8 protein-coding genes are annotated in these 13,212 nt (G+C 55.7%); 5 read left to right on the top strand and 3 right to left on the bottom strand.

Going from position 1 to position 13,212, the window contains the following annotated elements; all coding sequences use genetic code 11:
- Nucleotides 1-128 precede the first annotated feature (128 nt).
- The gene (locus tag NJT13_RS22760) at nucleotides 129-713 is read left to right on the top strand and encodes a hypothetical protein (protein ID WP_254526164.1); all 585 of its coding nucleotides are present in this window, start codon (nucleotides 129-131) and stop codon (nucleotides 711-713) included.
- A 122-nt stretch (nucleotides 714-835) separates the two neighbouring features.
- Nucleotides 836-1,246: a BAR domain-containing protein gene (locus NJT13_RS22755; RefSeq protein ID WP_254526163.1), complete on the top strand. Its 411-nt coding sequence runs from the start codon at nucleotides 836-838 to the stop codon at nucleotides 1,244-1,246.
- A 77-nt stretch (nucleotides 1,247-1,323) separates the two neighbouring features.
- Here NJT13_RS22755 and NJT13_RS22750 read toward each other — a convergent pair whose 3' ends face one another.
- Nucleotides 1,324-1,503 (bottom strand): hypothetical protein, encoded by a 180-nt coding sequence (locus NJT13_RS22750; RefSeq protein WP_254526162.1) that lies wholly within the window; start codon nucleotides 1,501-1,503, stop codon nucleotides 1,324-1,326.
- A 252-nt stretch (nucleotides 1,504-1,755) separates the two neighbouring features.
- Between NJT13_RS22750 and pglX the strand changes: the two genes are divergently transcribed.
- The 3 genes from pglX (at nucleotide 1,756) to NJT13_RS22735 (ending at nucleotide 11,618) form a co-directional block, all read left to right on the top strand.
- Nucleotides 1,756-6,075, top strand: a complete 4,320-nt coding sequence (gene pglX, locus NJT13_RS22745) for a BREX-5 system adenine-specific DNA-methyltransferase PglX (RefSeq protein ID WP_254526161.1) — start codon at nucleotides 1,756-1,758, stop codon at nucleotides 6,073-6,075.
- Nucleotides 6,076-6,077: 2 nt separating this feature from the next.
- Nucleotides 6,078-8,228 carry a BREX-5 system phosphatase PglZ gene (gene pglZ / locus NJT13_RS22740; protein ID WP_254526160.1) on the top strand — a complete coding sequence of 717 codons (2,151 nt, stop codon included), beginning with the start codon at nucleotides 6,078-6,080 and terminating at the stop codon, nucleotides 8,226-8,228.
- Between the two features lie 480 nt (nucleotides 8,229-8,708).
- Nucleotides 8,709-11,618, top strand: coding sequence for a helicase-related protein (locus NJT13_RS22735; protein ID WP_254526159.1), 2,910 nt, complete (start codon nucleotides 8,709-8,711; stop codon nucleotides 11,616-11,618).
- 59 nt (nucleotides 11,619-11,677) lie between these two features.
- On the opposite strand, the gene NJT13_RS22730 is transcribed toward NJT13_RS22735, so the two are convergent.
- Nucleotides 11,678-12,193: a DUF8160 family protein gene (locus NJT13_RS22730; RefSeq protein WP_254526158.1), complete on the bottom strand. Its 516-nt coding sequence runs from the start codon at nucleotides 12,191-12,193 to the stop codon at nucleotides 11,678-11,680.
- Nucleotides 12,190-13,074 carry a ParA family protein gene (locus NJT13_RS22725; protein ID WP_254526157.1) on the bottom strand — a complete coding sequence of 295 codons (885 nt, stop codon included), beginning with the start codon at nucleotides 13,072-13,074 and terminating at the stop codon, nucleotides 12,190-12,192. The genes NJT13_RS22730 and NJT13_RS22725 overlap by 4 nt, the downstream gene beginning before the upstream one ends.
- Between the last annotated feature and the right edge of the window lie 138 nt (nucleotides 13,075-13,212).

Raw genomic sequence — 13,212 nt, 5'->3', positions numbered from 1 at the left:
TCTACAATGCTATCGAATCGTTCTGTGACGAACTAGTAGCACGCTCTCCAGAGGAAGTCAAACCATTTCTGATTGGACGTAAAGACCGAATCAAACGAGAAACGTTGGGGCAATCTCCCGAACGGTTTGTGTCAGAAAACCTTGTTTGGCCTCTCCTTGAAGCAGTTGATGTCGATTTCATCACGGAAGCGTATCTGTCGGGCTACAATGGACAGGTGGATTTCTCAATCCAGAACACCTCACACCGTGTCTTGGGGGAGTGTAAACCATTCAACCACTACAAGAAGGCAGTAAAAGACCTTAGAGAGTACCTGGGCCACCGGACAACTGGAACTGAGTTCGGGATAGCAACGGACGGAGTAAACTGGCTCTTCATCCGAGAGCCTGGTGATAGACGCCAGAACGTCGCCGTGCTCGAATATCATACTTTCCGGCCGGCTCTGTTTCAGTATTTTCTTGAGGAGAATGTAGTCTCTCCGAGCCTTGAAGGTCACTACGTTCTTTGGAATTCAACCGTCGGGGAATATCGTGAATATGGGGAACTTCGATCAGTGGACATTCACGAGTCCGCCCGTCGGTTCATATCTGCGTTTCAGCCACGTAATCTGGACCAGCAGCTAGAATCTGGAGCATTTGACCGGACACTGGACGAGTTTTCACGCAAAAGCGAGGACTCATCTCAGGAGAACCAGACCCTTGATGACTTCTTCTGACAACCCGAGTCATGCGAATTCGTCTACATTCGCCCTGAAGTGGTCGAACGCTTCCTGCTCTTATCTAGTGGTCAGGATTGCAGAAAGCTATACACCGGCCTTTCCCCAACGGTTCAGATACGATGGTACGCCCTGACCCTGGGACGCTCCAAGACGCGGCCCGCTACGCTGAGTCGGTGGCTGATCGCGGCATAGACACGACCAACGCCAAGGCACTTGCTAAGATGCGTAATGCGCTGATCAGTTTGGAGAAAGTGGCTGAAGAAGCACGAAAGCAGGTGGTTGAACCTGCGTTAGATCAGGAAGTGGACGTTGGAGATAGCGTGGCCGGCGTGCAAAGGCTGGAGGGCGAGCGGCCAACTGTGACGGACAATGCGGCTGCCCTAGAGATGCTCGAAGACGCCGGCGCGGATCCAGCGGAGGTTGTGAGAATTAACCCCAAGCAATTCGTCGACGCCGTCGATGAAACTGGCGTCGACCCTTCGGTGGTCATCGATCACGAGGAGTACACATTTTATCGCCGAGACAGTTGAGTGAGCAGGCCAAAGAACCCCTGGCACCTAATCTGATTCCTATTCCGGTGGCCTATCGACAAAACTACGGCATACTGTCAGTTGTCCAATCCAGTAATCCAGAGAGTGAGAACCAGTCCACTACCCATCCAAGCTAGAAGTACCGCATCAGAGCCCACGAATCCAGCCCATCTGAAAACACCCATTAGCAACGCTCCGGGTATACCTAGAATCATCGCAAGTATGGCTTGGCCGACTGGATATTCCACATCAGACATCACCTAAGGATTTCTCGGAACCCACTTCAACTCTGCAGTTTGTGAATCCTTTGTCAGGATATCTCTCGAACCCCTGTACCTCCAAAGCCACTGGCTCCAGCTGTCCTAACAAGATAACCGTCGACACAACCATCATCTCGTACGGAGAAACCTGCCCGGACGATTCTGGTGATTAGCGGTAGAAGGCCAGGTGGCGTCGGCAACATTGAAGTCACTGCTGTCAGTGGAAAGTAGCATACAGGTCATCTTCGCATGGAAAGTGATTCTCTCTCTCAACAGAAGGCGCAACTGGATAAGGCCGAACGCGAACACCTCGAAGATGTCGTTACCGGGATGCGGGATCGGGTCGAAGATAACGTCCGATTCCAGCTCACGCAGCAAGGGCTCGACGACGAGCCAGATGAGAAGGATGGACTGGACGAGGAAACGTCGTCGCTTGTCGAGGCGATCGAACTGGAAGCCGTGGACGGTCACTCCTGGGATGACGGCTTCGAGCAGTACATCACGGGCGTCGGCTACACAATCGTCAACCGGCTGGCTGCGCTCCGCTGTATGGAGGTCCGTAACTTCATCGAAGAGGAGGTCACTGTCTTCAAGGAGAACGGTCTGACACCTGCTGCGGAGACGCTCGTCCACGAGGAGTTCCTGCTTGAAGATGAGGCTATTCTAGAGGCGTACCATCGTACATGCGATACTCTTGCTGAAGAGATCGAGATTCTATTCGATCGCTCGTCGGCATACAGCCTCGTCGATCCTGATGACGATACCTTCGAGGAACTCTGCGAAATGCTCGACTCCGTCCCCGACGAGGTCTGGCGGGCGGACGATGTGCTTGGATGGGTCTACGAGTACTACAACGTCAAGCTGCTCGACGACCTGCGCCGCAAAGGCGACCGTGAAGGTCTCGAACCCGAGGACGTTCCCGCGGCGAACCAGTTCTATACGCCCCACTGGGTCGTCCGGATGCTCACCGACAATTCCCTCGGGAAACTCTACCTCGAACACACCGGCGAATTGCAGGACGTCGTCGAAGCGCAGGAAGGTTTCTCCCCGGCTGAGCGCAAGAATCGACCGCTCTCCCCAGACGAGTCATCCGACATAGCGGATTTCTGTACCTATCTCGTACCCTCTGAAGAGGAGGGTGAGCCGACCGATTTCGACCACCCGGAGGAGCTACGCGTCATCGACCCTGCCTGTGGGAGCGGACACTTCCTGCTGTACGCGTTCGACGTCCTGGAGCGTATCTGGCGTGCTGAGACGGATCTCTCCGAGGAGAAGATCCCTCGGAAGATTCTCCAGCACAATCTCTACGGCGTCGACCTGGACATGCGGGCCTGCCAGCTCGCGGCGTTCAATCTGTATCTGAAGGGTCGGACCCGCGCAGAGACGGAAGGTGCTGACGGGTTCGATATGCCCGAAGTCGGCATCGTCTGTGCGGACGCAAAGGTGGCCGACGTCGACGGCGTCGAGGCAGTGTTCGACGAGGTGGCCGGCGACGATCCGAAGGTCGAAGACGCTCTCAGGCGAATCCTCGACGCCTTCGAGGAGGTTCACGGGCTCGGGAGTCTGCTCGACGTTCGCGGGACGCTCGGTGACCTATTCGAGGACGACAGCGATACAGAAGGAGTTCAGATCACGCTCGACGACGACCCGACGGCAGACCACACACTCGGACAGGTGCTACACAGTCTGCGTGAGGCTGTCGAAGAACACAGAGACTCGGACTCGTTCCTCGCACAGGACCTCCGGAGCTTCGTGCGGCTTCTGGATATTCTGGCTCAGGACTACGATGTGGCGCTGATGAACCCGCCCTACGGCGCGCGCAATCGGATGCCCGAAACTGTACGCGAGTACGTCAGGGATCGGTTCAGTTACCCTCCAGAATTTTACATCAACTTCTTTGAAGTATGTGACAACTTGACTGTCAATAGTGGACGAGTCGGAATGCTCGTCCCGTGGAGTTTTATGTTCAAAAACACTTTCCAGCAGTTCCGGGAAGATTTCGTAGGCGACCAGGGTGGTTTCGATTTCCTATGCGAATTCGGCTATGATATCCTGGACAATGCTATGGTTGGGACTGTCGGAACCGTCGTACGGACGGGAACGACTCTCAATGATATGGGGACGTTCATCCGACTTCACGATTTGGATGCCAAGAAAAAAGAAAACCAGTATCTTTCAGTCCTGTCGAATTCGATCGAGTCGGACGTTCGACGGTTCTTCGAGATCGAATTGAGTACCTTCGAGCAGATTCCTCGAACGCCGATTTGCTACTCTATTCCAGCGGAAGTACTCGAATTACACGATACGGACTCAAAACTGGATGCCGATTCAGCTCGAATTGATGGGGACTCAGTCGGAAATGCCGCAAACGGAATGAATACCGGAGACAACAGTCGATTCTTAACGAACCACTGGGCAGCGACCCCTGATGAGTATATTCCATACGCTAAAGGGGGGACAGATGCGTGGATTGTGCCAACGTCGAACATCATGATTAACTGGGCTGGTGGCGGGACAGAGGTGAAACGATTCACCGGTTCGGTTATCAAAAACGCCGAATTATACGGACGACAAGGACTGACATGGACCTACGCGAAACGGACGGGTAGACGGTACGGCTACTTCCCTGCCGGGGGTGCCTTCGACGGCAAAGGGTCGATGTACTTCCCAGAAGATACCTCACTCTGGCAGATGATGGGCGTCCTGAACTCCTCCCTCTACCATAACTTATTCCTCTCACTCACACCCGAGCGAGATTGGCAGGTCGGTGACGTCGGCCGTATTCCGTGGCGGACCGAACTCGAACTCGACGAGATAGAGGACCTCGCAAAGGAACAGTTCCGCGTGATGTCACGTAACCATATTCATGATCCAATCAGTCAGTACTACATAGGCCCAGAATTGCTGCCGTCTGATGCGGTGTCTGGGTTCTTCTACGACCATCCACACACCGAAGAACGCGAGATATCTGATTTTGATGCAAGAGAGTCTTTCACTGACAAACCAGAGCAGTCGATTGCTAGAATCGCGAGGAGGGCGAAGCAGAATGAACTGATTAGAAGACAGCGACTGGAAGAACTATCAGGTGAAATTGACTCTGTAATCTACGAAGAGTTGGAAATCAGTAAGCAAATACAGAGATACATTGAAAAGGAAATTTTCCTCCGCACCTCTGAAACCCCAGAAGATCGTGAGGTCCCAGACCCAGAATCGATTCCGGAAGTCCCAGAGAATATCGAGAAGCAGGTCAAAGACCTCATACATCACTTCGCGATTGAGGCTGTTCAGCAGGCAGAGGATGGCATCGTCCCGCTTCAGAACTTGGACGACCGAGCGTCGATGCTTGACCGGATTGTTGAGCGTTTCGAAGCGGCCTATGGCAAACACGCAACTGACCGTCTTGTCGAAGTTGACGAGATTCTTGGGAGCGAATCCGCTACAGATGAGGCTTATCCAAATATACAAACGTTTGTCACGGAGGAACTGTTTGACTACCACGTCGACCGCATGGAGAACACGCCAGTTCTCTGGAAGGTCACCACCGAACGCCTTATGGCCGACTCGATAGGTGAGGGATTCGCTTGCTTCATCGATTATCATAGCCTCGATTCAGGTGTATTGGATCGACTCGCTAATCAGTACCTCGAACCTCGAAAGGCTGAACTTCGAGAACGACGCAGTGCCGCAAACCGCCGTCGAGGCGATGAATCGTTGTCGCCCAGCGATCAGGCCGAAGCTGCACAGGAGTACGAGCAGTGTGTGAGCGCGCTCAACCAGATTTCGGTCCTCGAAGATGTAATGCAGGAACTCGGGAGTACCCACGAACGCGACTTCGATGCTGAGGACCGCGAACTCGCCAACGAACTCTCGAGGAAGGTTAATGTCTTTTGCGACGAGACCCGTGAACGGGTGGAGACGCTGGCTCAACTGCACGAGCATCAGAGCACCAGTTGGTTCAAAGAGACGTTTTCGGACAAGTTCTGGGAGACTGTCGAGGAATGGCGTGCTGAATGGATCGATGCTTTAGACGATCTCGAATGCGCTTGTCAAGCGTACGCCAAGCCCTCCGACGAGTCCGTCGAGGCACACCTGGCTGACCTATTCGACTACTTCAACGATCGGCTCAAAGGGTCGGATCACTACTCTAGCACGGGCATCCTCTTCATGACGTATTACTTCGAGCGGGAGGGGTCAGAGTTCCTCGACGATAACGGAGAACCCTACGAGAACTTGAAAGACGAAGAACGTCTGCTCGCCTCGCTAGCGACTGGACTCGACGACCCCTCAGTTGTCAACGAGGAGTTCCTCGAAGCGATAGCGGACGACGAGGGCGTCGATGACGTCGACGATCTCTCGCCACTGGCACAGTTCAAGGCCCTGGCAGAGGAGATCGACGATCGCTGCCAGACCATCGACAAGCGAATTCCCTCGGATTGGACTGATCGGGCGCTCTCGGAGATAACGACCGAAGGGTACCAACCGAATCACAAGCACGGCGTCGCAATCAATATCACACCGCTCGCAGAGGCAGAGATCGTCCCGAAGACGGTGGGGGATGACGTCCTCTAATCATGCCCGCGACGAAGACACTCCCACAGTGCGCTCACGACGCTATCGAGAGTGCTATCGACGAAGCCGCTGACGAGGAACCGGTCGTCCTCTGGTGGGACGACGGCGGCTACCTCCGTGACATTATCCGAAACACTAGCCACCAACTCGGCTGCGAGTTTCGGGCCGCGGAACAGACGCCACTGGAGCTTCGCGCAGAGGCACCACGAGACCGAACCATCTGGTACGTCCCACAGGCCAGCAGCGACGACGTCGACTGGTTCAAAGACGTCGAGCACACCGGCGACGTGATCGAACAGCACATCGGGAAGCTCGCAGCCCGCTGCTTCGAGAACGACCGGCTTCAAGCGGCGACGATTCGAACAGCCTACGAGGACGCCGACGACCGAGAGAAAGTCGCCAAGACGCTCTATGAAGAACTCAACGGCCAAGGTGGCCTTCCATCGCTCCAGGGCCTCCAGACGAAGATCGTCCTCGACGGGCACGACGATCCCGTGCAGTTCGTCCTCGAACACGGCACTGAGGGCCTCCCCGGCGAAGATGACCTCATCGAGATTCGGGATCTCTTGGTCGACAACGGCGTGGCGGCCGTCGAAGGCGTGAGCGACGCCCAGACTATCGTCGAACGAACGCGACGCTGGGCCGTTGCGGAGTGGCTCGTCGACGAGGGGCTGGACAAATCCATGCTCCCTCAGGAGTACCAGCCCGAAGCCAGCAGTGGATTCGGCGTCTCCAGACCAGAACTCCGCTCCGTCCTGAGCAAAACCGAACGCACACAGGAACTGGCTCGCGTCTACCTCGACCCTGACCAGCGGTTCTGGCACGATGTCCTCCGTACCTACGACGACCCGTGGGAGCTCGTCGACTGTCCCGTCGACGCCTCGCTCGAACACCGCCTCTGGGACGAGTGGACGCAGTCCTTCCACGCCGGCGACTACGAACAGTGTGCAACCCAGGCGGAACAACGCCACGAGCGCCTCGACGCGACCTACGGCGACGTTCCGTGGACACAACTCTGGGAGCAGGCCATCGACATTGCGACGCTCGCGAACGAACTCGAAACCTGGGAGGAAGGCGGCGATACTGGTGATGTCGTGGAGCTATACGGTGACGTAGAGAATGGAACGTGGCAGATCGACAACGCCGTGTTCAACCTCATAATCTCCGGCGAACCGGAAACCGCCCTTCCAGAAGAGCATCCTGCAACCGCGAAACTCGAGGATCTCCGCTCGTCGCTGGTCGAATCCAGATACCTGGAGTACCTCACTGATCTGGGCGACCTCGTCGAGGACCAGATCAAGGCGGGCTCGCCGTTCGTCGGCGAGAACCACGCCCACCAGTTCTTCGCCGAAGAGCAGGAACACCTCCAGAGCGGTCAGAGCGTCGCGCTGTTCATCGTCGACGCCTTGCGCTTCGACCTCGCACACGAACTCGCAGAGTCCATTCGGAGAGAACTTCCCCAGCTCGAAGTTGACGAGAGCAAGTGGGTAGGAACTCTTCCCTCTGATACCGAGTTCGGAAAGGCTGCACTCACCCCCGGCAGCAAGTTCAGCTTCAACATCGAACTGCAGGACGGCGAGCTCGTTCCCGAACGGAACGGACGCAAGATTACGAATCATCGCCGACAGACGCTCCTCGAGAACGACGGCTGGAGCTACATCATGCAGGACGCCGAGGACGAGGTCGGCTGGAGCAACACACGCGTCGCCTACTACTGGAACGACATCGACGAGACCGGCGAGAAAGAACTCACGGACTTCGAGGAGCTGTTCAGCGACCGAATCGACGCCATCTCCCGGATCATCACCGAGAAGCTCCGGAAAGGCGAGTGGGACCGTGCGTACATCCTCTCCGATCACGGCTTCGTCTCACTCCCACGGCACGTCGACATCAACGATCTGCATCCACCGAGCAACGCCGAGAAAGTGACCCGTCGGTGGGTCGCCGGCGCAGACCTCGACGACGACGCACCTGGCGTCTTGCTGGACGAAGACACACATCTGGGCTACCTCGACGACGATGCCAGAATCAGCATCCTGACTGACCCGATTCAGCGATTCAGGAACCAGGGACTTCCGGATGCTCGCTTCTATCACGGCGGCGTCCTCCCGCAAGAGTTCGTCCTGAACTTCGTCACGATCACGCAGGAGTGATTCCACTCAATTTATCATGATGAGACTAACAGATGGATATGAAATTAAACAAAAAAGGTACAAGACTTGTATCCAATTGAGCACGAAAAGCTATGAAAGCTAGTGAGTTCGAAAACATCGTCGATCAGAAGCAAACGCGAGACGTGCAAGGGATGGGAGGTAAAATCGACGTCAAGCACGGTCCTTGGAGTGGACAGACCCTGAAATCCAAGTACTGTCACGTATACGTGCCCCACGACGTATGCCCCAGCTGTACCGTTCGCAAGCTTTCGTATTTTAGAATGGTAAAGGCCCGGACGTTACGGAGTGATTCCGTGCTTCGTGTTGCTCGATGCATCGCTTGTGGACACATAGAAACCGTCGACGGGGATCCCCAGAAGACCAACGACTCGTCACACAGGAAGGGATAACGTCTCACAAAAATATGAACAATATGATCACTGCCTCGAATCGCGAGCCAGGAATGCTTACTGAAGTTCTATGAATGACTTCGAACCCGGAGATGCGATTCTCCTCAACGGTCAGCCCGCCGAGGTCATAAAGACGTACTCCGTCGGTGATCTTGATTATCTCAGAGCCTACGTCGAGAACGTCGGTGTGAAGACCGTCTGCATCGACGACGTGAACATCGAGCCGAAGCGAGAACAACTCGGCGCACTCGATACCACAACTGCTGGGCAACTCCATCCGGATCACGACGCTGTCTCTGCGGAGTGGTTCGATCTTCGCTCGCAAGCCCTCCAGCTCCAGATCGCGCACGAGCAAGGCCAACTGCTCAGCATCTCCAACTCGCTGGTTCGCCTGGAGCCGTACCAACTGGCCTGCGTCAACTGGGTGATGCAGAAGCTCCGCCAGCGGGCACTCATCGCTGACGACGTCGGGCTGGGGAAGACCATCGAGGCGGGGCTCATCCTCAAAGAACTCACTGCACGCAATCGTGCAGATCGGGTGCTGTTCGTGGTCCCTGCCCATCTCCAGAAGAAGTGGATTCGGGATATGGACCGCTTCTTCGATATCTCTCTGACGCCTGGCGACCGACAGTGGGTCGAGGGCGAGCGCCGCCGGCTGGGTGAGGAGGCGAACATCTGGAACCAGGACCACCAGCAGATGGTCGCGAGTATGGCGTTTCTGCGTCAGGAGGAATTCCGTGACGAACTCGACAATGCGTTCTGGGACGTTGTTGTCGTCGACGAAGCACACAAGGCGGCCAAGCGCGGCGAGTCCCCGAGCAAGACCTCGAAGATGGTCGAACGCGTCGCCGACAACTCTGACTCACTGCTGCTCCTCAGTGCAACCCCACACGACGGGAAGGGAGACGCCTTCCGCTCGCTCGTCGAATATATCGACCCGTTCCTCGTCGCGGAAGATCAGGAACTCTCGAAAGAGGCCGTCGACCGCGTGATGATGCGTCGCGGCAAGCAAACGATCTACGACGACAACGGTGAACGGATCTTCCCGAATCGCGAGGTAGGGACGATTCCTGTCGAGCGGACACACGAAGAGCGGCAGTTCTACCAGGCAGTCACCGAGTACGTCAAACACGTCTACAATCGCTCGGAGCAGCTCAACGAGCCTGCAGTCGGCTTCGCGATGGCGCTGATGCAGAAGCGCCTCGTGAGCAGTATCGGCGCGATCAAAGCCACCCTAAGCCGACGACTCGCGAACCTGGTCGACCAACAGTCCACTGCGACCTCGCTTTCTGAAGAGGCCACTGCCTACCTCGAAGGCGAAGACCTCGACGAAGCAGACAAGCAGAAGGCAGAGGAAGAGCTCGCAGGTCTCACCATTACCGAGAGCGACGCTCAACTCGAAGAGGAGATCGAAACGCTTCGTGACCTCGTCTCTCTCGCCGAAGGAATCCCAGTTGATTCGAAGGCCCAGAAAGTCCGTCGCTACATCCAGCAACTCCTTGAGGAGAACCCGAACGAAAAGGTGCTGCTGTTCACCGAGTACCGTGATACGCTCGATTACATTCTCGATCTCGTGAAGGACGAACCGTGGGCCGACGAGATTCTAACTATCCACGGGGACGTCGACAAAGAGGATCGGGCGAAGATCGAAGACGAGTTCAACCACGGACAGTCTCGACTCCTGTTCGCGACCGACGCGGCGAGCGAAGGGATCGACCTCCAGCACAGTTGCCACATCATGGTCAACTACGAGCTGCCGTGGAATCCGAACCGGCTCGAACAGCGGATCGGTCGCCTCCACCGGTACGGCCAGGACAAGGAAGTGAAGGTGTGGAACTTCACGTTCGAGGACACTCGCGAAGGTGAGATCTTCGAGATGCTCCAGGACAAAGTCGAGAACATCCGGGGGAAGCTCGGAAACACTGCTGACGTCCTCGGGATGCTCGACGATATCGACGTGGACTCGCTCATCATGGAGTCTATCCGGAATGACGAACCAGCGAGTGCGACGAAAGAGGAACTGGAGGAACTCATCGACGAACGACAGCGGACGCTCCAGGAGTGGTACGAGCGCAGTCTCGTCGACACGAGTACCTTCGACCAGGAGAGCCGAGAGAAGATTCAGGAAGTGATGGATCAGTCCGAGGACGTCTATGGCAGCGAGGCTGACATTCGGGAGTTCTTCGAACGTGGGATTGGGGCACTTGGCGGCGATGTCGAAAAAGCCGGGACGAATCTGTTTCGGGCCGAGTTACCCGATGCACTCAGTCGGACAACCGATGGCGAGCCCTATGGTCCGTTCACGTTCAACCGCGAGTTCGCAATGGATCACGACGACATCGAATATATCTCTCCAGACGCACGGTTGGTCCAGGAGTTGATGCAGTGTGTCCTCGACGGCGAACAGGGTGCGGTTGGTCTCAAGATGCTTCCGTTCGTCGTCGACCCAGGAATCACCTATAACTACCGAGTCCGATTTGAGGACGGTACCGGCGAAGTGATTCGTGAAGAGATTCTCCCAGTCTTTGTCGATGCAGCACACAACGATCCGCAAGAGCGCCTCGGACAGCGAGTTGTCGATGGGGATAGCATCAAAGGTTCGCCCGATGAAGAGCCGATTCGAGTCCTGCTAGAAAACGAGGGTGAGATGCGGTCGTCTGCCGACCGATACATTAGTCAACGTGTTGAGTCACGTCGAGACGACCTCCAGAAACGGAGGCGTGAAGAGACGCAACAAGAACTTGAAGATCTTGAAGCATATGCGGAATCCGAACGAGAACGGATTGAGACGTTTATCGCCGACTACGAGCGGAAGGCAGAAGCAGGGACGGACATGGATATCGCAATCAGAAGACAGCGGGATCGACTCTCGAAGCTCGAAGAACGCATCGAACAACGCCGGCAGGAGCTACAGCGGAAGGCACAGGTCATCTCGCTTGCTCCTGAAATCGAGAATCTCTGCTTAACTCTCTCGATATAAACGAATCCATATCGGCTTTCGCAGTGCTGTTCTCTGTAGATTCTCTATTCGTTACCCCCCTACTCGGACTCGCTCATCCCTAACTCCTCTCTAACGATCTCTCGATTCTGTAGCACTGCTCTGAAGAGAGCCGTGTAGAAATCCCAGTGCTTGTCGAGCTCGTCTCCGAACTCCTGAGAGAACTCGTAGTCGAGCTGCTTGTAGAACGCGTTGACCTCTTTCTTCACTTCGGGAGGTACGTAGACGTTGAAATTCTCGTACGTGTCGATCAGTGACCCCAGATCCTTGTCCGGATTTGGATAGACGTGCTCATCGAGGCCGCCTGGTTCCTGTTCGTCTTCGTCTTCCGTCTCTACTGTTTCTTGCGTTTCTTGCGTTTCTAACGTTTCTGATGTTGCTGATGCTTCTGTTGTTTCCACTTCGTCACTCTCCGCTTCATCGTCGTCGTGCTCGTCGGGTACTCCCCCCTCGTCTTCTTCGACTAATTCAGACGGATCTGTCGTCTGTCCGCCGCTCACACCGAGTGCCTTTGCCCGTTCGGCCGTCTCTTCCATTTCTTGCTCGAGGTCGCTCATGCTTCAGGAGCCTCCTTGATGCGGTCCCGGAGTTCTTCCGTGCTCATGTTCCGTGCGTGTTCGAGGTCGACGTCGTGATCTGGCGGTGATGTCTGCTCGAGGACAAGCTGTACGACCTGGTCGAACACGGGGAACTGGTCGTTCTTGACAGCCTCACTGTGCGTGTATATCGACGCTTGGTTCCATTTCGCCCGGTCGAAGGCCGCCCGGTCGTCGACGAGGACGCCTTTCTCGTCGAACGTGTCCTCGAACCAGTCGATGACCTTCCGCTTCTCCTTGGTGAGCTTCGTCGAGTCGTAGGTCATCGTGAACGCGAGATATTCGATTTCGAGGCTGTGCATCATCCCCAGCGTCTCGTAGTGGTCAAACAGAAGGTTCGCCGAGTGAATCATCTCTGAACGCGGCTGCATCGGGACGATGACGTTCTCGCCGGCCGTAACCGCATTCTTCGAGTATGCAGAGAGATCAGGGGGGCAGTCACAGACGATGAAATGGTACTCGTGGTCGATCTGCTCGATGACCTTTCCGAGGCGATTCTCACCGGCATCAGCCGAGTCGAGCGGCGTCTTGTTCCCGTTGAACGTCGTGTTCGACGGGATGAGATCGAACTCCTCGTGATCGGTGAGGATGATCTCGTTGATCTGAGACCACTTGTTCACGTCGAGGAGAACGTTGTCCAGTGACAGCTGGTCGATGTCCTCGTAGACTTCCCTCTTGCCAAGGTTTGCCGTGAGCGACCCCTGTGGATCGAGGTCGACAAGGAGGACATCGAATCCGCGTGCTGCGAGGCCACCCGCGAGGTTGAGTGCGGTGAAGGTCTTTCCTGTTCCGCCTTTCTGGAACGATACTGCGATTACCTCTGGTGGGGTGGTTTCCGACATTTCTGATGCTCTATCCGTTTCGACTGTTTCTAACGCTAAAAACGTTGGTCAGCCGGATGTCTGACGTTTCTAATATTAATAGCGTTTCTAACGTCAATAATTATTCTAATGCTATTGGCGCTAAAACCGTCTCTAATG

The sequence above is a fragment of the Natrinema caseinilyticum genome (assembly GCF_024227435.1).
Taxonomy (GTDB): domain Archaea; phylum Halobacteriota; class Halobacteria; order Halobacteriales; family Natrialbaceae; genus Natrinema; species Natrinema caseinilyticum.
The sequence above is the reverse complement of the archived record's forward strand: the minus strand, read 5'-3'. Positions and strand labels throughout refer to the sequence as shown.

What these genes read in the sequence shown, in the direction of transcription:
- NJT13_RS22735 (WP_254526159.1), top strand. Translation starts at nt 8,709, where the DNA reads ATGAATGACTTCGAACCCGGAGATGCGATTCTCCTCAACGGTCAGCCC.
- NJT13_RS22725 (WP_254526157.1), bottom strand. Translation starts at nt 13,074, where the DNA reads ATGTCGGAAACCACCCCACCAGAGGTAATCGCAGTATCGTTCCAGAAA.
- NJT13_RS22750 (WP_254526162.1), bottom strand. Translation starts at nt 1,503, where the DNA reads ATGTCTGATGTGGAATATCCAGTCGGCCAAGCCATACTTGCGATGATT.
- pglX (WP_254526161.1), top strand. Translation starts at nt 1,756, where the DNA reads ATGGAAAGTGATTCTCTCTCTCAACAGAAGGCGCAACTGGATAAGGCC.
- NJT13_RS22730 (WP_254526158.1), bottom strand. Translation starts at nt 12,193, where the DNA reads ATGAGCGACCTCGAGCAAGAAATGGAAGAGACGGCCGAACGGGCAAAG.
- NJT13_RS22755 (WP_254526163.1), top strand. Translation starts at nt 836, where the DNA reads ATGGTACGCCCTGACCCTGGGACGCTCCAAGACGCGGCCCGCTACGCT.
- pglZ (WP_254526160.1), top strand. Translation starts at nt 6,078, where the DNA reads ATGCCCGCGACGAAGACACTCCCACAGTGCGCTCACGACGCTATCGAG.